Origin of the sequence: uncultured Flavobacterium sp. (genome assembly GCF_951805225.1) — a bacterium.
Lineage (GTDB): Bacteria > Bacteroidota > Bacteroidia > Flavobacteriales > Flavobacteriaceae > Flavobacterium.
This window is the reverse complement of sequence record NZ_OX638201.1, coordinates 749,923-769,333: the sequence shown is the minus strand read 5'-3', so window position 1 is coordinate 769,333 and position 19,411 is coordinate 749,923. Positions and strand designations below refer to the sequence as shown.

Genomic DNA, 19,411 nt, shown 5'->3' with positions numbered 1-19,411 from the left:
AATGTCGCTAAAAATCAGTTTTTAAACCATTTTTAACGTCAAAAAGTCATAAAACACGCCAAAATATGAGTTTTTTAAATTCAATCTTCGGAAATTCAGAGAATACAGATTCTCCAAAAAGCAATGTAAACTGGACAGAATTAAATGATTTAGCTCAATTATCAGAAATTGAAGCTTTATCTAATGAAAAGCCTGTTGTAATTTTCAAACACAGTACAAGATGCAGTATTAGTCGAATGGCTTTGAAACAATTCGAACGTGAATTTGATTTGAATGAAACTGTAGATGCTTACTTTTTAGATTTAATTGCGCATCGTGATGTCTCTAATGAGATTGCTAACAGATTCAATGTTTATCACGAATCTCCACAACTTATTCTAATCAAAAACGGAAAGGCTGTTTACGATGTTTCGCACAGCGATATTGATGCAATTGCTTTGAAAGAAAAAGTTTAAAAACATTAAAGTTTTTTCTTTTTACCATTAAGCTATTAAGAAAAATAAAGCTAAGCTCTTAATTATAAACGCTTTTAATATAAAAAGTGAGATGTAAATTCATTTACATCTCACTTTTCTATTTTTATAATTAATAATCAATCATCAACAATTAACAATTAACTAGAAAGTTCCTTCTGAACCACCTCCACTAAAACCTCCACCTCCAAATTCCATTGGGGATTCTGATTTTACTTCTGGTTTTAAACCAACTGTTGAAGCGACGATTAAAGCTTCAGCATTTAGAAATGCATTCGAACTATTGATTCTGTCCGGTTTAAAAGTCAAACCACTTTCTTTACTTTTTAAATTTCTAATAGAAAAATAAGCGATTGCAAACAAAACCAATCCGCCTAAAGTCAACGCTACTTCTATTGGTAAAACCGAATAATAGAATCTGATTGTGTAAATTGAAAATCCAATTGCCAGAAAACTAATCCAAAGCATGATTCTGTCTTTTGTTTTTAAGGCTTGCGCCAAATAAACAATCGGAACGATAAAAGTGAATGTATAAAAGAATATGGCAAACGGAATATCCTTTCCGGGAAGTATTTCATTTCCTAAAAGCATTACAGAAAGTTCTCTAACTACGAGATAATTACAAGAAAGATAAAACAATACTAAGCAGAAACTATTAGCAAGCAAAAGCCCATTATAGTAATACCTTTCCTTGAGATTATTAATTCCTTTTTTAGTTAAAAAGTAAAATGCAGCAGAAACTATCATTGCGACAAATGGCAAAATAGTTTTTCCGACAGAACCAAATTCAAATAAGCCATAAAATAAAATAGCCGAAGAAGCTAAACAAAAAACAAGTAAAGACAATAGATGTAAATATCTTCTATACACTACGAAAGAAGCAATTGCAACAAATATGGCAATTATTAATTCGTATCCTTCTGTAGTGATAGCAATAGCAAAACCAACATTTAAAAGTGCTCCCAAACAAAAAGCATCTTCTAAACCGTGTCCATAATATTTTTGATTGGCTAACAATTCTGCACCAACAAAACCAACAATAGCAAAAATATAACAACAAACATTGAAAAAGGATTGTTCACCAATAAGACCTAATAACGAAATTGCGCCACATATCGATAAATACAAAAACGCTCCCAACAAAAAGAATCCTAATCGAACCAAAATATTACTATTTCCCTTAAAATCCGGAAGTTCTTTTTTGATTAAATCTCTTTGTTCTTTACTTATAAAACCAGCTTCTTTTAAAGAATTCGCTTCTTCAAGCAAAGCCAAATCATCTAAAAATTGTTTCTCGTATACTATCATTTTGCAATTTCTTTATTGAAGTTTTTAATAAGTTTAATAAATACGACTATTGAGCCAATGAAATAAACCGGAAGAATTAAAATAAATAACTCCCAAATTTCTGAAAAATCAATATGCTCAAAAACTCGGAATAAGAAAATATTAAAGCCTATATAAGCATAGACAATCATAAAAACATATAACGAAATCGCCTTAAGATTATGACTTACTTTATAAAAATAATACGATGAACCCGCCAGAATAAAAGCAAAAATCAACCAAATGCCTTCGCTGTAATAATCGACTAAACTATTGATCGACGCAATGCTTATAATGTGCAAAGCAAATGTTAGATAAATAATCGTAAAATGAGTTTTTAACTGAATCCTTGTGCTGTAAACTGTCCATAAAATAAGTAAAACTCCAAGTATTATTGCAGAATAACTTAAAGTTGGATCTGCATAAAAATTTGTATTATTTAATAAATCCTGAGGCGTTACCGAAAGTCCAACATAAGCAGCCAAACCAGTAATTGCGATAGTTAAAACACTTTTATTATCGAAATAATAAGCACAAAAGAAACTGACAACCGTTGGAATTAAAGTTGCTAATCCGTAATGTGTTCCGAAAGGTTTATACTGAAATTGCAAATAACCTATAAAAATACAAGTCAGAATATTAGCCAATAAAACTAAATATTCCAAAACAGGATGTTCAAAAGTAGTTTCGGATTTCTGGAAGCCTTTTGCGTTTTTAAAACAGTAATAAAAACAAACCACAATGACAATTAATAATAACGAAAGTATGGCGATATGACCAATACTATCGATGTTTTCATAAATCAAAATTCCGATTCCTGATGTAAATAACAAGACCGATAAATAGAGAAAAAACTTTAATTCGGCGTTTAGCGAAAAAATATTCAGATTACGATAGGAACTTATTTCCTGATACTGATTCTCCGTTATTAGATTTCTATCCAAAAGCGCTTTAGTGGCTTGGTCGTCAAACTTATTCATAGTTACTTTATAAAAGTGCAAATCAAAAATAGTGTTTTTTATCATCGATAAATTTTAATTTGTAAATAAAAACTTGCTTGAGATGAATGAAAAAAATTAAAAATATAAAATTAATACCCGTAATTTTTAAAGATAATTTACCAAAATCCAAAAAATGTATTTTAAACATTTAAAATTAAACTTTATTAATTAATTTCGAACAATCGATTACAATAGACCCCAAATCTACTTTTATTAAACTAAAAATTAATTAACTTAAAAATGAAAAGAAATCTACTTCTGGTACTATTTTTACTGAGCTTATCAGTTTCTTCACAAAATTATTACATGACTGCACCTGAAGGATTTGGTGCCTCAGCAACCGGTGGCGGAACTTCAACTCCTGTAACTGTTTCTAATTATTCTGATTTAGTAGCAAAACTTAAATTGACTACTAAACAAGTAATCCTGATCTCTGGAACTATAAACTTCAGTTATACCAGTTTACTCGTTAATGATAAAACGATTATTGGATTACCCGGAGCAAGATTAATAAATACAGATCAAACTGCTGCCGGATCCGGAATTCTTAATTTAAAACCCGGATCAAATAATATTATTATAAGAAACCTGATTTTTGAAGGTCCGGGAGCTTATGATGTTGATGGCCATGATAATTTTACATCAGAAGCTACGAATATTTGGGTAGATCATTGTGAATTTCAAGACGGAATGGATGGTAATTTCGACAATAAAGGAGCAGCCGATAATGTTACTATTTCCTGGTGTAAATTTACTTATCTAAAAGCTCCTAAAGCCGGTGGTTCCGGTGGCGCAGATGATCATAGATTTTCAGATTTGGTAGGTTCTTCAAAAACCGATGCTCCTTCTGACGGTCATTATAGCATTACTTTTAAAAACTGTTATTGGGCCGAAGGTTGTAGAGAGCGTATGCCACGTGGAAGAAATGCCGAACTTCATATTCTAAATTGTTATTATAATACGTCTGTATCTGGCTCATTAGGAATTGGTTTAGGCGGAGGAAATAACAATACAACTTGTTATGTTGAAGGCACCGATTTTTCTAAAATTGGTACTGTATTCAAAAATTACATCAGCACTGATGGAGGAACGGTTGGAGTTACTTTTTCGGACTGTCTTAAAGCACCGGAAGCTTATGGAGATGCTGTTAACAAACCTTCATATGCATATTCCAGTTTTCCGGCTACAGAAGTTGCTAACTATTTATCGAATACTTCATGTGGCGCAGGTGCAACTCTTCAGGTTAATGCTGATGGAAAAATAAGCTCGGCTTGCACTTTTTTAGGAATTAGCGATAAAGCAATTGACCTGGATCTTAAATATTATCCAACGCTTATTGATAGTTTATTAAATATCAAATTTTCTAACAGTGAAAACGGAACCGCTTTTATTAGTATATTTTCTTCAAATGGTTCTAAAGTCTACTCCAATTCAAAAAACATTTCATCTGACGAAAATTTAGAATTAAATGTCGGAAATCTTGCTGAAGGAACTTATATCTGCAAAATTCAGATTGAAAACAGAATTAAAACATTTAAGGTTGTAAAAAAATAATTCCAAAATAAAAAACCGATTTGTATCTGATACAAATCGGTTTTTTATTTAGAAACAAAAGTAAATTTGCTTAAAAAGCTGCTTTCATTTTATCTTTAATAGCGTCCAGACATAAATTATTGATACTGCCTTCGTGCGTGTGTTTTGTTTCTTTTGGCGATTGATAAGTTCCTGCTTCCAATTGTTCTGCAACAGCTTTGTATGCATCTCTAAAAGGCATTCCTGCAACAACCATTTCGTTTAAAGTATCTACTGTAAACAAATAATCGTATTTTTTATCTTTTAAAATGTTGTCTTTTACTGTAATATCTTTTACCGAGAAAATCGCAATATCCAAACATGCTTTTAGATTTTGAAGCGCAGGAAATAATCCTTCTTTCAAAAGCTGTAAATCTCTGTGATAACCGCTTGGTAGATTATTAGTAATTAAAGTTATTTCGTATGGAAGTGCCTGAATCTTGTTGCATTTTCCTCTGATTAATTCAAATACATCTGGATTTTTCTTGTGTGGCATAATACTAGAACCTGTTGTAAGATGCGCCGGAAGACCAATAAAATCAAAATTTTGGCTCATGTACAAACAAACGTCCATGGCGAATTTTGATAAAGTTCCTGCAACACTTGCCATTGCAAATGCAACAGTTTTCTCTGCTTTTCCGCGGCTCATTTGTGCTGCAACAGCATTGAATTTCAAAGTTTCAAATCCTAATTCCTGCGTTGTAAATGTTCTGTTGATTGGGAACGAACTTCCGTAACCTGCAGCAGATCCTAATGGGTTCTGATCTACAATTTTTGAAGCTGCATTTAACATTGTAACATCGTCAATAAAACTTTCGGCGTAAGCAGAAAACCACATTCCGAATGAAGATGGCATAGCGATTTGCAAATGTGTATATCCTGGCAATAAAACATTTTGGTGTTTTTCTGCCGATTCCATTAACAAATCGAACAACGTTTTTACTTGTTCTTTTAAGGCTTTTAATTCGTCTTTCAAATATAAATGAACATCAACTAAAACCTGATCGTTACGAGAACGCGCCGTATGGATTTTCTTTCCGGCATCGCCTAATTTTACGGTCAATAAATATTCTATTTTGGAATGTACGTCTTCAAAACTGTCTTCGATTTCGAAGTTTCCTTTTTCAACGTCAGCAATGATTTCGTTTAAGGCATCAACTAAAGAAGTTGTTTCTTCTTCAGTTAATAAACCAATTTGACCCAACATTTTTGCATGTGCAATAGAACCTAAAGCATCGTATTTTGCAAGAACCAAATCTAGTTCACGATCGTTTCCTACTGTGAAATGCTCGATTTGTTTGTCTGTTGGTATTCCTTTTTCCCAAAGTTTCATAGGTGATATTTTTAGAAACCCGACAGGTTTTAAAAACTGTCGGGTTTAATTCGATTCAATTATAATTTAAAGAAATCAGTTAGTATTTTGATATACAAGTCGATTCCTTCTTCGATTTCATTGATAAAAATAAATTCGTCTGCTGAATGTGAACGCAAAGTTTCGCCTGGACCAAGTTTTAAAGACTGACAACTCAAAACAGATTGATCTGAAAGTGTTGGCGATCCGTAAGTTGTTCTTCCTAAAGCGATTCCGGCTTGCACCAAACCATGCTCAACCGGAATTGATGATGCGTTTAAATGCATTGATCTTGGCGTAACTTCGGCATTTACGTTTGCTTTTACTACATCCAGAATTTCAGTATTTGTATAACGATCTGTTACACGAATATCAACGACTAAATCACATTCTGACGGCACAACATTATGCTGTTTTCCGGCACTGATTTGTGTTACGGTCATTTTTACAGGACCTAAAACATCAGAGATTTTATCGAATTTATAGTTTTTAAACCATTCCATTACAGGAATTGATTTGTAAATTGAATTATCATCGTTTTGATGTGCAGCGTGACTTGCGGTTCCTTTTACTTTTACGTCAAGAACTAACAAACCTTTCTCTGCAACAGCTAATTGCATTAAAGTTGGTTCACCAACAATTGCGCAATCTAATTCTGGCAAATGCTGTAAAACGCTGTTTAAACCATTTTTTCCGCTGCTTTCTTCTTCTGCCGAAGCTACGATTACTATGTTATGAGACAGATTTTGATTCTCATAAAAATGCACAAAAGTTGCCAATAACGAAACCAGACATCCTCCGGCATCATTGCTTCCTAAACCGAATAATTTGCCGTCTTTTTCAATGGCTTTAAACGGATCGTTTGTGTAAGCTTGGTTTGGTTTTACGGTATCGTGATGTGAATTCAGTAAAAGTGTCGGTTTGTTTTCGTCGAAATATTTATTGAAAGCCCACACATTGTTATTTTCTCTTTTAAAAGGAATTTCGTTTTGATTGAACCAATTTTCTATTAAAAGTGCTGTTTGATCTTCTTCACTTGAAAATGAAGGCGTTTCGATAAGACTTTTTAATAAACTAATTGCTTCCTGAGTAAGCGTTTCTATATTTTTCATTTTTTAATAGGTTCTGAGGGACTAAGATTCTGAGGTTCTAAGTTTTTAAGCAATGACTTTACTAAATCTTAGCCAGAAAATTAATTGGCGCAAATTTCTTAAATTAAAATTTAAAAGTACTGCGCAGTTGTGCTTTTTTGCTACTAATTACACCAATTTTCATAAATTATCTTTTTGTTAAAGATTTAAAATCAAAATAAACTTTTTAATGTACGGCTAAAATTATTTTCTCTTTTAAAAGAAAAAATTAGAGTCAATTCATAACAACATCTTTTATAATGTAATCGTGGTATGTAAAACGTCTGGATTTTGAAGCATTTTATGATGTCCAATTTTAATTTTCTGAACGCCTCTTGATAAACTGTTGAAGCAATTGTCCAGCTTTGGAATCATTCCGGAATGGATTACTTTTTCTTCTTTTAGTTTATTGTATAACTCTTCGTTGATTTCTGTTATTACAGACGAATCATCTTCTGAATCTTGCAAAACTCCTTGTTTTTCAAAACAATAAGTAAGCGTAACGTCAAAAACTTCAGACAATGCAATTGATAATTCGCTTGCAATTGTATCAGCATTTGTGTTTAATAATTGTCCGTTTTTATCGTGTGTGATGGCGCAGAAAACAGGAACAATTCCTGTTTCTAATAAAGTTGCCAATAACTTGGTATTAACCTGTTTTACGTCCCCTACAAATCCGTAATCTATTGTTGGATGATTTCGTTTTACTGACTGAATCAAATTTCCGTCAGCTCCCGAAAAACCAATTGCATTATTGTCTTTGGCTTGTAATTGCGCTACAATATGTTTGTTGATTTGTCCGGCGTAAATCATCACGACAACATCGAGCATTGGCGCATCGGTGATTCGGCGTCCGTCGATCATTTGCGGAACCAAACCTATACTTTGTGCCATTTTTGTAGCCGATTTTCCTCCGCCATGAACTAAAACTTTATGTCCTTCGATTTTAGAAAAATCGGTTAAGAATTGTTCTAATTCGGTTGGATTGTCGATAATGTTTCCACCAATTTTTATTAAAGTAACTTTTTTCATGAGGTTCAAAGGTTCAAAGGTTCAGAGGAACAAAGGGACAAAGTTTAGATTCAGCACGTAAAAAACCTCTGAACCTTTGCAACTTTGTGCCTTTGTACCTTTATTTTAACTTCTTAAGAATCTTTTGTAAAACTAATTGTGCCGAATAAGTTCTGTTATTCGCTTGCTGAATTACGATTGAATTTTCGCTATCGATTACTTCATCACTTACAATTACGTTACGACGAACTGGAAGACAATGCATGAATTTTCCGTTATTGGTTAATGCCATTTTTTCTGCTGTAACAGTCCAATTTGGATCTATGTTGGTTACTTTTCCGTAATCGTTGAAGTTACTCCAGTTTTTTACGTAAACGAAATCGGCATTTTCGAAAGCTTTGTTTTGATCGTATTCGATTTTACAATCTTTCGTGATTTCGGGACTTAGCTCGTAACCTTCAGGATGTGTGATTACAAAATCCATATCTTTTTGCATTTGCATCATTTCTACGAATGAATTGGCAACGGCTTGTGGTAATGCTTTTGGATGCGGCGCCCAAGACAAAACTACTTTTGGTTTGTGTTTTGTTTTGTATTCTTCCATTGTAATGGCGTCTGCCAAAGATTGCATTGGATGACGAACCGCGCTTTCCATGTTTACGATTGGTACAGTTGCGTGTTTCAAGAATCCTGAGATTACTGTTTCGGCATAATCTTTTTCTTTATCAACTAAACCTGCAAAAGCACGAATGGCGATAATATCACAATATTGAGAAACTACTTCCGCTGCTTCTTTAATGTGTTCCGAAGCGCCTGAATTCATAATTGCTCCATCTTCGAATTCTAATGTCCAGCCTTCGTTGGTAAAATTCATTACCATAACGTTCATTCCTAAGTTTATAGCGGCTTTTTGAGTACTCAAACGCGTTCTTAAACTCGGGTTGAAAAATAACATTCCTAAGGTTTTATTTTTTCCTAATTCTTGATTTTTAAGCGGATTCTTTTTGATTTTTAATGCGCTTTTTACCCATTTTGATAATGAGTCTATATCTTTTATTGAAATATAATTCATGTCTTTTTATTGTATTGTGTATTTAGACGCGGATTAAACTGATTCGCTAAAGCGAAAACGCGGATAAAAACTGATTCTTTTTTTACTTTCTTACTTTTCTACTATTTTCGAAAACTTTCCGTCTAAATTCCGGTTTCTTTCCAAAATTCAACAGCAATCCTACTTCGCAGTTTGTACCTCTTAAATAATTTAATATTTGGTTTTCAAAAGCAGGACTAATACTTTCTGCTGCTTTTAATTCGAGAATAACTAAATTTTCAACAACTAAATCTGAATAGTATTCTCCAACTTCGATTCCTTTATAATAAACTTCTATTTTCCTTTGGGCTTCAACATTTAAACCTATACTTTTTAATTCCAGATAAAGTGAGTTTAAATAAACTCTTTCTAAAAATCCATATCCTAATTCATTATATACTTCATAAAAAGTTTTAATAATGATATCGGTCAATTCTTCATGTAATAATTCCATAACTTTAAAAATTTGAATGAAATATACTACTTAAAAATTAAAGATAAATACAAAAATCCGTTTTTATCCGCGTCTTCGCTTTAGCGAATCCGTATTATCCGCGTTATAATTAAACGATTTTAGTAAAAGAAATTTCGCCTTCTAATGCTTTTAAAATAAAATTATCATTTAATCCGTTGACGATCCAGGTTTCGATGTTGGCAGCTTTTGCGATTCCGGCAGCTTCAATTTTTGATTGCATTCCGCCTGTTCCGTGTGATGATTTTGATTCGCCGATTTCTTTTTCTAATACTTTCAGATCTTTTACTAATTGAATCGTTTCAGGATTTTCATCGTGAATGGAATCTTTAGTATAAATTCCGTTTGTGTTAGTGGCAATAATCAGAATATCAACATTTAAAAGAACAGCGGTTAAAGCAGCTAATTTATCATTATCTCCAAACCGAATCTCATCCGTGGCAACGGTATCATTTTCATTGATTATCGGAATGTAATTGTTCTCGACCAAAACGTTTATCGTATTGACAATATTTACTTTGGATTGTTCTTTTTCAAAATCTGAATAAGACAATAAACATTGTGATGTCAATAATCCTAAATCGCTAAAATTCTCATGGAAAATCCGCATTAAATGTGGCTGTCCAATTGAAGCTAAAGCTTGTTTTAATGCAATTTCTTTTCCTTTACTTTCGAGTTTTACAAATTGTTTGGCGGCTGCAATGGCTCCGGAACTTACGATTACAAATTCGTAATCTTTGTTTAAAGCGGCAATTTGCATACCTATATCTTCGATCTTTCCCCGCGAAATATGATTGGTTTCTTTGGTTAAAGTATTACTTCCTATTTTTAATAAAATCCGCTTTTTTCCCATTGTTGTCGTTTTAACCGCAGTTTTTTTTTAACCGCAAAGTCCGCAAGGTTTTTTATTCTGTTTGTGTTTACAAACGGTAAGTTCGCAAAGCTTTGTCTACAATTAAATTCTAATTATCTAATTGACACATTATCTAATTATCTCAATTACCTAATTTGTCCTTCTCCGTAAACGTACCATTTATTGGTTACGAGATGTTGAAGTCCAATTGGTCCTCTTTGATGCAATTTATCTGTGCTTATCGCTAATTCTCCGCCTAAACCAAATTGTCCTCCGTCTGTGAAACGGGTTGAGGCATTTTGATAAACGGCTGCTGTATCAACGGCATCCATAAATTCTTGCGCTGCTTTGTCATCTCTTGTAATAATTACTGCCGAATGTCCGCCACAATATTTATTGATTTTTTCAATTGCATTTTCTTCAGAATCAATGGTTCCAATTACGATTTTATAATCTAAAAACTCTTCGTACCAAATATCTTCGTTTTGAAGTGTTTCTGTGTCTTCAAAGCTTTTTAAAGATTCATCAACGATTACTTCTACATTAGATTCTTTTAAAGTCTCAATTAAAATAGCTGTAAAACCTTCAAAATTTGGTAATTTAGAATCTATTAAAACCTTGTCAACTGCATTACAAGCCGAGATTTTAGAGGTCTTAGCATTCAAAATTATTTTTAAAGCCAAATCTGTATCTGCTTTTTCATGAACGTAAACAAAATTGTTTCCGCGTCCGCTTACAATTACGGGACAAGTGGCGTGGGCTTTTACAAACTCAATTAGTTTTTCTCCTCCTCTCGGAACAATTAAATCTACTTTTTGAGTTGGTTTTTCTAAGAAAGCCTGAGTTTCTGTTCGATTATAATTCAAATATTCTACCCAATCTTTCGAAATTCCGTTTTCTGCTAAAGCCTGATGCCATAAATCAACAATTTTCAAGTTCGATTTTAAAGCTTCTTTTCCTCCTTTTAATAAAATCTTATTTCCGGATTTAAAGGCAATTCCTCCCGCTTCGATTGTAACATCGGGACGAGATTCATAAATGATTAAAATCGTACCAAAAGCCGCAGTTTTATTAATGACTTTTATTCCATTATCATGAACAAAATGAAAACGTTCTACTCCAACCGGATCTTCCTGAGAAGCTAGTTGATTCAAAGACAAAATCATCTCGTCGACTTTTTTATCATCTACTTTTAGGCGTTCTTCCATCGCTAAATCTGAGCCGTCGTATGCCAATAAATCTTCCTGATTGGTTAAGATAATCTGACTCCGCTTCTGCTCGACCAGTTTTGCCATAGAGCGCAAAACCAGATTGCGTTTTTCAATTGATAATGGATTCATTTTTTATAGTTGGTTGGTTGTTTTTTGGTTGTTTTTTGGTTGTTTTCAAAGTCAAACTTTGTGTTTTAAACCCGACAGGTTTTAAAAACCTGTCGGGTTTAACTTTGAGAGTATTAGTTTTTTAATTCTTCCAAACTTTCTTTTAAAGCTTTTACAAACGTATCAATATCAGCTTTTTTTACTGTTAATGGCGGTAAAATTCTTAGCAGATTTTTGTTGTTTGCACTTCCTGTAAAAATGTGTTTTTCGATGATAAGCTTTTTTCTTAAAGCTGCAACGTCAAAATCAAATTCTACTCCAAGCATTAATCCTTTTCCTTTTACTTGTTTGATTCCGGGAACTTCTTTAATTTTTTCTAAGAAATATTCATAAACTTCATTTACATTTTTCTGTAAATCCAGTTTTTCAATTACGTCAAGAACCGCAATTCCGGCTGCACAAGATAAATGGCTTCCGCCGAAAGTTGTTCCTAATAATCCGAAACTTGCTTCAAATTTTGGAGAAATTAAAATCGCTCCAACCGGAAATCCGTTCCCCATTCCTTTTGCAACTGAAATAATATCAGCGTTAATTCCGTGATGTTGGAATGCGAAAAATTTTCCGCTTCTTCCGTATCCTGATTGTACTTCGTCTAAAATTAAAACAACATCGTGTTTTTTACATGTTTTTTCTAAAGCCTGAAAAAATTCTGTTGTTCCTTGATCTAAACCTCCAACTCCTTGAATTCCTTCGATAATTACTGCTGTAACATCTCCTTTTTCAAGTTCTGCTTCAACTAATTCGATTTGGTTTAAAGGTAAAAAAGTAACGACTTGTTGTGCATTAATTGGCGCTACAATTTTTTTGTTATCTGTAACGGCAACAGCTGCAGAAGTTCTTCCGTGGAAAGAATTATCAAAAGCTACAACTCTTGATTTTCCGTTATGGAAAGAAGCTAATTTTAATGCATTTTCGTTTGCTTCAGCTCCAGAACTGCATAAAAATAATTCGTAATCTTCTAAACCGGAAAGTTTACCTAATTTCTGAGCTAATTCTACCTGCAAAGGATTCTGAATTGCATTCGAATAAAATCCTAAATGATCTAATTGATTTTTTAGTTTTGCAACATAATCAGGTTGCGTATGGCCAATTGAAATTACACCATGTCCGCTATATAAGTCTAAATATTCCACTCCGTTATTATCTGTAATTGTGCAATCTAGCGCCTTTACAGGAGTTATATCATAAAGTGGGTATACGTTAAATAAATTCATTTTTCTTGTTGTTTAATTGTTTAACCGTTCATTTGTTTAATCGATTAACCGAATAAACGATTAACCGTTTTGACAACAATTTAAAATCCGCTTGGTTTTAAATGTAAACCTGTAGTTTCTTCTAATCCGAACATTAAATTCATGTTTTGAATCGCTTGTCCTGAAGCACCTTTGATTAAATTGTCAATGATTGAAGTGATTAAAATCCGGTTTCCTTTTTTCAATAAACTGATAATACATTTATTAGTTTGAACGACTTGTTTCATATTGATATTTGTCGTTGTAACGGTTACAAAAGGTTCATTTTTATAGAAATCTTCGTATTTGGCAACTAAATCTTCTAAGCTTTCTTCGGAAGTTGTATATAATGTTGCAAAAATTCCTCTTGTAAAATCTCCTCTATTCGGAACAAAAATTAATTCATCTGAATAATCCGCTTGCAATTGATTCACGCTTTGGTTGATTTCTCCCAAATGTTGGTGTTCAAAAGCTTTATAATGCGACATATTATTGTTTCTCCAACTAAAATGTGAAGTTTCAGCAAGACTTACGCCCGCGCCTGTACTTCCGGTTGTTGCATTAATATGAACGTCAGATTTTAATAGATTATTTTTTGCTAAAGGCAATAAAGCCAATTGAATCGCTGTCGCAAAACAACCTGGATTTGCGATAAAATTTGCTTTTTTAATTTCAGTTTTATTCAATTCGGGTAAACCATAAATGAATTCTTTTCCTTCGAAATTAGCATCTTTAGTTAATCTAAAATCATTTCCTAAATCAATGATTTTGGTATGACTTGCAAACTTGTTTTCTTCCAAAAATGAAATAGATTTTCCGTGACCTAAACATAAAAAAACCACATTTACGTCAGGATTTACAACATCAGTAAAATTCATTTCAATATCTCCCATCAAATCGTGGTGCGCCACAGAAAGCGGTTTACCAGAATTGGTCGTGCTGTAAACAAAATCGATGTTTACATTGGGATGATACATCAAGATTCTGATAAGTTCTCCAGCTGTGTAGCCCGAACCACCAATTATTCCAACATTAATCATGCTTTTAGTTTTTTAGATTTCAAAATACCCCTTATTCTTTTTTTTAATTTTTAACAATAGTAAATTTAATAGATACCAGTTTTATTGAATTTACCTTTCCTATATTAATATCAAAAGCCTCTTCAACATCAAAACTTTCTGTAAAGCTAGAATTTGCATCAATTTCGATATAAGGTGGAAGTTTTTTGATAGGAGTTAATATTAATCCATCATAATCCATCGTAATGTTAGAAAATCCTTTTATAGCAACATTGTTAGGGTTCGTATATTTTATATTATATCTAAGCCTATGTGAATTATTACCTGTTTCAGGTATATATTCGAACAATAAAACTTCATGAGAGACAGCTTTCAGATTTTCTTTTTCAGCCGTCACATCATTATTATCACTTGAACATCCAAAAAAAATTAGAAGTAATGGAATTAAAAAAAATACTTTCGTCTTCATAAATTTATTTTTGAATAATTCATCACGCTTAATCATGAGTTAAATGGTTTACTGATGAAAATATATTTTGTGCATTTCCAAGAATTTTGATAAATCCTTTTGCATCGTCAGATGTCCATGCATTGTTCATTTCTCCGTATTGACCAAAACCTGTGTTCATCAAATCGTTTTTAGATTCGATTCCGTCAAGCGAAAAATGATATGGTTTTAATGAAACCGTTACGGTTCCGTTTACTGTTTTTTGTGTGTCTTGCAAGAAAGTTTCAATATTTCTCATTACAGGATCTAAAAACTGACCTTCGTGAAATAACATTCCGTACCAGTTTCCTAATTGTTCTTTCCAGTATTGTTGCCATTTACCAAGTGTATGTTTCTCTAATAAATGGTGCGCTTTAATAATGATTAATGGCGCCGCAGCTTCAAAACCAACTCTTCCTTTGATTCCTATAATTGTATCTCCAACGTGAATATCTCTACCAATTGCGTAAGCATTTGCCAGTTTTTCAAGTTTTACAATATTATTTTCCGGAGCATCTTTTTTACCATTTAATGCTACTAATTCTCCTTGTTCAAAATGCAAAGTCACTTTTTCTTCTCCTTCTTTTTGCAATTGAGACGGATATGCTTCACTTGGTAACGGTTGACTTGAAGTTAAAGTTTCTTTTCCTCCAACGCTTGTTCCCCAAAGTCCTTTATTGATAGAATATTGTGCTTTTTCCCAAGAATAATGTACTCCGTTTTGGGCCAAATAATCTACTTCTTCTTGTCTTGAAAGTTTTAAATCTCTAATTGGTGTAATAATTTCAATTTCCGGAGCGATGGTTTGGAAAATTAAATCAAAACGAATCTGATCATTTCCTGCGCCTGTACTTCCGTGTGCAATTGCGCTTGCTCCAACTTTTTTAGCATATTTTATAGCTTCAATTGCTTGGAAAACACGTTCTGCACTTACTGATAATGGATATGTATTGTTTTTTAATACGTTTCCAAAAATCAAATATTTTATAGCTTTATCATAATATTTATCAATGATAGTTAAGTTGGCGTGTTGTGCGCTTCCTAATTCGTAAGCTCTTTTTTCAATTGCTGATAATTCTTCAGCATCAAATCCTCCTGTATCTACAAGTACGGTGTGAACTTCGTATCCTTTTTCATTTTTTAAATATTTCAAACAATACGAGGTATCTAATCCTCCACTATAAGCTAATACAACTTTTTTCATTTTTTATAATTTAGGCTAATACTTTCGTATGTAGCAAGTTTGAGATTTCTTTTTTAATTTATTCTTAGGTTAAAAAGATAAACGACAATAGTTTATTTAAGAATAAAGCTTGTTTTATTTTCTTTAATCTGCTTAAAACGGCTTCGTTAAAAGGATGTCTTGGCGGATCTTTTTGTTTTTCTTTTGGGTCGTATAACATTCCGGTGCAAAGACACATTTTGTTTTCTTTGCTTTTTAAAATTTCATAATTGGTACAGGTTTTACAGCCAGACCAGAAACTTGGATCTGTTGTAAGTTCAGAGAAAGGCACGGGTTTGTAACCAAGATCAGAGTTGATTTTCATTACAGCCAAACCGGTCGTAATTCCAAATATTTTAGCGTCTGGATATCTTTTTAGAGAATAGTCAAAAACCTTTGATTTGATCTTTTTTGCCAAGCCCAAACTTCTATAATCCGGATGTACAATTAAGCCAGAATGCGCCACGAACTTGCCGTGTTGCCAACTTTCGATATAACAAAAACCTGCAAATTTTCCATCTGCTAAAGCAATCATTGCATCACCGCTCGACATTTTTTTCTGAATGTATTCAGGAGTTCTTTTAGCAATCCCTGTACCTCTTAATAAGGCAGATGATTCTATTGTATCGCAAATTTCCTGTGCGAATTTGAAGTGTTCTTCCTGAGTAACAACAATAGAGATTTTCATTTCAATAGTTGAAGTTAGAGTTAAAAATTAAAACGTATTGTTTAGTTTGAAATCCTGAATTCAATCCAATAAAAATAGACAAAAAAAAAGTAACATCCTCAAAATCAAAAACTTGACTAAGAAAATTCAAAAAATAATATATACTTTTAGGATATGTTTGTCCAATGGACAAATTATTTGATTTCAAAATGAAAAATGAATATAAATAAATACGCGGCGAAAAACTCTGTGAATACTATAGAGATAGTATCCGTACTTCGGGAGAAGTTACAGGTGAGTTTGTCCGTGACAAAGAAGTTATATGTAAACTTATTTTATTCATTGGTGCAAAAGTACACTATTTTTTAATTCTCAAAACAAAAAATTAAAATTCTAACATTTTTTTAATGTAATGTTATTTTTTTATAAGGCGCTAAGGTTCTGAGATACTGAGGTTCTGAGGTTTTCTTTTTTTTATTTTAAAATTATAAAAAGCTGATTTTAATTTTACCAAAGAGGTTTTTCTCAAAGTCTGTCATTTCGACGAAGGAGAAATCACACTAGAAACTTCGCAATCAAATTCGCCAATCTTTGTCGATTTACGTGTGTGATTTCTCCTTCGTCGAAATGACAAAACATCAACTATACAGTAACTTTAAACAAAACAAAAACCCGATAGTTACAGAATAACTATCGGGTTTTAAACATATTAGTTTGTATATTTCTAATTCTTATTTTGTAAACGGAATCGATTGTCCGCTTCCTAAAATTATCATATCAAATCCTGTTTTTGCTTCATTAAATTTAAATTTTAATCCAGCTCCAGTTGATTCAAATGTATCTTTTTCGTTCTCTACCGGTGTTACAGAAAACTTTGGATAGTTTGTAATCTCAGCATTTAATGTGCTGTTTTTTTCTGTAAATTCAATTTTAAGCGGTGCTTTAGTTGTTGAATATACTCCTAAATAACCGTCTAAAATTACATCTTTTTCTATTGTACTTTTTCCGGCTGTCCAAACGTTATTTCCCTCATTATTATCAGGAAAAACATGGTCAGGATCAAGTGTTATGCTTTGAATTTCTTCGGTTGAATCATGTTTGAATGACCAAACATTGTTACGTTGCCATACTTCTACAGGAACAGTAACTCTTGAAACTTTACCACTTTTTGTTTTAACATCTACAACGATTGGCATTGGCATTTTATCGAAATTTTCAACTGTAATTACAACTCCTTTTGAAGGATCGTTTTTTACATATTTAATTGAATTTATACCTTGGTCAAAACGCCAGTTGTTAACATACCAGCTTCTCCAGAACCAGCTTAAGTCTTCACCTGCAACATTTTCCATAGATCTGAAAAAGTCATCCGGTTGTGGATGTTTGTAAGCCCAACGCTCTACATAAGTACGGAAAGCGGTATCAAAACGCTCTTTTCCTAATATTTGTTCTCTTAAGATTATTAATCCTGAACTTGGCTTGAAATAACATAACATACCAATATTTGCTTCCTTCATATTATCAGGAGAACTCATGATAGTTTCTAAATCAGGTCTTGTAAAAGGCTCCGCTTCTTTGTGCAAATCTGATGGCGGATCGTTATATTCACCTTTGTTAAATTCGGCAGTACTTAATGAATTTATAAAAGTATTAAAACCTTCATCCATCCAGGCAAACAATCTCTCGTTTGAACCTACAATCATAGGAAACCAAATGTGTCCAAATTCGTGATCTGTAACTCCCCATAAATCTTTTCCTTTAGATTCCCATCCGCAAAAAACAATTCCAGGATATTCCATTCCACCTTCATTTCCTGCTACGTTTGTTGCTACAGGATAAGGATATTCAAACCATCTTTTAGAATAGTTTTCAATCGCTGCTTTTACGTATTCAGTTGAACGACCGTAACCGTCACGTCCATCACTTTCTACAGGATAAGCTGATAATGCCAATGCTTTTTTACCACTTGGTAAGTTAATTTTGGCTCCATCTAAAATAAAAGCCGGAGATGATGCCCAAGAAAAATCACGTGCATTTTTTATTTGATAATGCCATGTTTTTACAGCCGTTGCATTTGTAGTCGCAGTTGCAGCAACTTCAGAAGCAGAACGAATCGTAACTGTTTTATCGCTTAAAGAAGCTTCTTTGTAACGTTTAAATTGTTCAGCAGGCAATACTTCTGCACCATTTAATAGCTCTCCAGAACCTACAACATAATGATTTGCAGGAGTTGTAATTTTTACATCAAAATCTCCGTATTCCAAGTAAAACTCAGAAGCACCTAAATAAGGAGCAGTATTCCAACCTCTTACATCATCATACACACACATACGCGGGTACCATTGTGCAATTGTGAAAATTTTACCGTTTTTAGTTTCTAAAACTCCCATTCTGTCAGATCCTTCAAAAGGAGCGATGAACGAAAATTCGATTTTGATTTTTACAGAACCTCCTTTTGAAGCTAATTCTTCAGGAAGAAAAATTTGCATTCTGGTATCTGTAATTACATATTTTGCATCAACTTCTGTCTTTTTCTTTCCAACAGAAATTACTTTTACTGATTTTATCTTATTTCCTCCGTCAAAAACCTGACCTTGAGCTCCGTTACGACTTCCTGTTAAAGGCACAACAGCATTTCCTCTTGAATCTCCTTTGAATAAGTTTTGATCTAAATACATCCAAACAAATGACAATTTATCCGGACTATTATTAGTATATGTAACTTCGTCTGTACCAATAATTTCGTTTGTAGTTCCGTTTAGCTTTGCTGTAATCTGATAATCAGCTCTGTTTTGCCAATACTCAACTCCTGGCTGACCGCTTGCAGAGCGCGTTGGCGTACCATTTTTAGTGTAAAAATTTGGTGCAAACGCATCATGATAATTATAATTATTAACTGGATTTACTGCTGTCCCGACAGGCGTTTGTTGCGCCCAAACAGAAGAAATTCCAACAAAGAAAGCCATGGTTAAAAGGCCTTTAAAGGAATGCTTTTTCATATTTTTTAGCTGTTTATGTAGCAAATTAATGAAAAAAAAAGCTATTTACAGAGAAAACCTAAAAGATAAATTTAATTTTAGCAAAAATTTATCAAAAAAATATTTTGAGGCTTTTTCTTAGAAAAAT

General features: G+C 32.8%; 17 protein-coding genes. 2 read left to right on the top strand and 15 right to left on the bottom strand.

Going from position 1 to position 19,411, the window contains the following annotated elements:
- Positions 1-65: 65 nt before the first annotated feature.
- Positions 66-455 (top strand): bacillithiol system redox-active protein YtxJ, encoded by a 390-nt coding sequence (ytxJ, locus tag WN975_RS03385; protein WP_337965215.1) that lies wholly within the window; start codon positions 66-68, stop codon positions 453-455.
- Between the two features lie 162 nt (positions 456-617).
- Here ytxJ and WN975_RS03380 read toward each other — a convergent pair whose 3' ends face one another.
- Entirely contained in the window at positions 618-1,781 is a 1,164-nt protein-coding gene (locus WN975_RS03380) for a hypothetical protein (RefSeq protein ID WP_337965214.1), read from the bottom strand.
- Positions 1,778-2,824, bottom strand: a complete 1,047-nt coding sequence (locus WN975_RS03375) for a DUF2157 domain-containing protein (RefSeq protein ID WP_337965213.1) — start codon at positions 2,822-2,824, stop codon at positions 1,778-1,780. Before WN975_RS03375 ends, WN975_RS03380 begins: the two co-directional genes overlap by 4 nt.
- 216 nt (positions 2,825-3,040) lie before the next feature.
- On the opposite strand from WN975_RS03375, the gene WN975_RS03370 reads away from it, so the two are divergent.
- Positions 3,041-4,354 (top strand): T9SS type A sorting domain-containing protein, encoded by a 1,314-nt coding sequence (locus tag WN975_RS03370; protein ID WP_337965212.1) that lies wholly within the window; start codon positions 3,041-3,043, stop codon positions 4,352-4,354.
- A 70-nt stretch (positions 4,355-4,424) separates the two neighbouring features.
- On the opposite strand, the gene argH is transcribed toward WN975_RS03370, so the two are convergent.
- From argH to WN975_RS03305, 13 genes are all read right to left on the bottom strand, one after another.
- The gene (gene argH, locus WN975_RS03365; RefSeq protein WP_337965211.1) at positions 4,425-5,705 is read right to left on the bottom strand and encodes an argininosuccinate lyase; all 1,281 of its coding nucleotides are present in this window, start codon (positions 5,703-5,705) and stop codon (positions 4,425-4,427) included.
- A 59-nt stretch (positions 5,706-5,764) separates the two neighbouring features.
- A complete protein-coding gene (locus WN975_RS03360) occupies positions 5,765-6,835 on the bottom strand; it encodes a M20 family metallo-hydrolase (protein ID WP_337965210.1) in 1,071 nt (356 codons plus the stop codon).
- A gap of 273 nt (positions 6,836-7,108) precedes the next feature.
- Entirely contained in the window at positions 7,109-7,885 is a 777-nt protein-coding gene (gene argB / locus WN975_RS03355) for an acetylglutamate kinase (protein ID WP_337965209.1), read from the bottom strand.
- 100 nt (positions 7,886-7,985) lie between these two features.
- Positions 7,986-8,936 (bottom strand): N-acetylornithine carbamoyltransferase, encoded by a 951-nt coding sequence (locus WN975_RS03350; RefSeq protein WP_337965208.1) that lies wholly within the window; start codon positions 8,934-8,936, stop codon positions 7,986-7,988.
- 82 nt (positions 8,937-9,018) lie between these two features.
- A complete protein-coding gene (locus WN975_RS03345; RefSeq protein ID WP_337965207.1) occupies positions 9,019-9,408 on the bottom strand; it encodes a GxxExxY protein in 390 nt (129 codons plus the stop codon).
- A gap of 109 nt (positions 9,409-9,517) precedes the next feature.
- Complete coding sequence (gene proB, locus WN975_RS03340) at positions 9,518-10,279, bottom strand: glutamate 5-kinase (protein ID WP_337965206.1); 762 nt, start codon at positions 10,277-10,279, stop codon at positions 9,518-9,520.
- 146 nt (positions 10,280-10,425) lie between these two features.
- Positions 10,426-11,619: a glutamate-5-semialdehyde dehydrogenase gene (locus WN975_RS03335; RefSeq protein ID WP_337965205.1), complete on the bottom strand. Its 1,194-nt coding sequence runs from the start codon at positions 11,617-11,619 to the stop codon at positions 10,426-10,428.
- 113 nt (positions 11,620-11,732) lie between these two features.
- Positions 11,733-12,872 (bottom strand): aminotransferase class III-fold pyridoxal phosphate-dependent enzyme, encoded by a 1,140-nt coding sequence (locus tag WN975_RS03330; RefSeq protein WP_337965204.1) that lies wholly within the window; start codon positions 12,870-12,872, stop codon positions 11,733-11,735.
- An 80-nt stretch (positions 12,873-12,952) separates the two neighbouring features.
- Positions 12,953-13,930 carry an N-acetyl-gamma-glutamyl-phosphate reductase gene (gene argC, locus WN975_RS03325; protein WP_337965203.1) on the bottom strand — a complete coding sequence of 326 codons (978 nt, stop codon included), beginning with the start codon at positions 13,928-13,930 and terminating at the stop codon, positions 12,953-12,955.
- 43 nt (positions 13,931-13,973) lie between these two features.
- Positions 13,974-14,378 (bottom strand): hypothetical protein, encoded by a 405-nt coding sequence (locus WN975_RS03320; RefSeq protein ID WP_337965202.1) that lies wholly within the window; start codon positions 14,376-14,378, stop codon positions 13,974-13,976.
- A gap of 28 nt (positions 14,379-14,406) precedes the next feature.
- On the bottom strand, positions 14,407-15,600 hold the full coding sequence (locus WN975_RS03315; protein WP_089481624.1) for an argininosuccinate synthase domain-containing protein: 1,194 nt from the start codon (positions 15,598-15,600) through the stop codon (positions 14,407-14,409).
- A 64-nt stretch (positions 15,601-15,664) separates the two neighbouring features.
- Entirely contained in the window at positions 15,665-16,306 is a 642-nt protein-coding gene (locus WN975_RS03310; RefSeq protein WP_089350989.1) for a GNAT family N-acetyltransferase, read from the bottom strand.
- Positions 16,307-17,016: 710 nt separating this feature from the next.
- Complete coding sequence (locus WN975_RS03305) at positions 17,017-19,284, bottom strand: M1 family metallopeptidase (RefSeq protein ID WP_337965201.1); 2,268 nt, start codon at positions 19,282-19,284, stop codon at positions 17,017-17,019.
- Between the last annotated feature and the right edge of the window lie 127 nt (positions 19,285-19,411).

Coding starts and splice junctions, on each gene's coding strand:
- ytxJ (WP_337965215.1), top strand. CDS start 66: ATGAGTTTTTTAAATTCAATCTTCGGAAATTCAGAGAATACAGATTCT.
- WN975_RS03380 (WP_337965214.1), bottom strand. CDS start 1,781: ATGATAGTATACGAGAAACAATTTTTAGATGATTTGGCTTTGCTTGAA.
- WN975_RS03375 (WP_337965213.1), bottom strand. CDS start 2,824: ATGATAAAAAACACTATTTTTGATTTGCACTTTTATAAAGTAACTATG.
- WN975_RS03370 (WP_337965212.1), top strand. CDS start 3,041: ATGAAAAGAAATCTACTTCTGGTACTATTTTTACTGAGCTTATCAGTT.
- argH (WP_337965211.1), bottom strand. CDS start 5,705: ATGAAACTTTGGGAAAAAGGAATACCAACAGACAAACAAATCGAGCAT.
- WN975_RS03360 (WP_337965210.1), bottom strand. CDS start 6,835: ATGAAAAATATAGAAACGCTTACTCAGGAAGCAATTAGTTTATTAAAA.
- argB (WP_337965209.1), bottom strand. CDS start 7,885: ATGAAAAAAGTTACTTTAATAAAAATTGGTGGAAACATTATCGACAAT.
- WN975_RS03350 (WP_337965208.1), bottom strand. CDS start 8,936: ATGAATTATATTTCAATAAAAGATATAGACTCATTATCAAAATGGGTA.
- WN975_RS03345 (WP_337965207.1), bottom strand. CDS start 9,408: ATGGAATTATTACATGAAGAATTGACCGATATCATTATTAAAACTTTT.
- proB (WP_337965206.1), bottom strand. CDS start 10,279: ATGGGAAAAAAGCGGATTTTATTAAAAATAGGAAGTAATACTTTAACC.
- WN975_RS03335 (WP_337965205.1), bottom strand. CDS start 11,619: ATGAATCCATTATCAATTGAAAAACGCAATCTGGTTTTGCGCTCTATG.
- WN975_RS03330 (WP_337965204.1), bottom strand. CDS start 12,872: ATGAATTTATTTAACGTATACCCACTTTATGATATAACTCCTGTAAAG.
- argC (WP_337965203.1), bottom strand. CDS start 13,930: ATGATTAATGTTGGAATAATTGGTGGTTCGGGCTACACAGCTGGAGAA.
- WN975_RS03320 (WP_337965202.1), bottom strand. CDS start 14,378: ATGAAGACGAAAGTATTTTTTTTAATTCCATTACTTCTAATTTTTTTT.
- WN975_RS03315 (WP_089481624.1), bottom strand. CDS start 15,600: ATGAAAAAAGTTGTATTAGCTTATAGTGGAGGATTAGATACCTCGTAT.
- WN975_RS03310 (WP_089350989.1), bottom strand. CDS start 16,306: ATGAAAATCTCTATTGTTGTTACTCAGGAAGAACACTTCAAATTCGCA.
- WN975_RS03305 (WP_337965201.1), bottom strand. CDS start 19,284: ATGAAAAAGCATTCCTTTAAAGGCCTTTTAACCATGGCTTTCTTTGTT.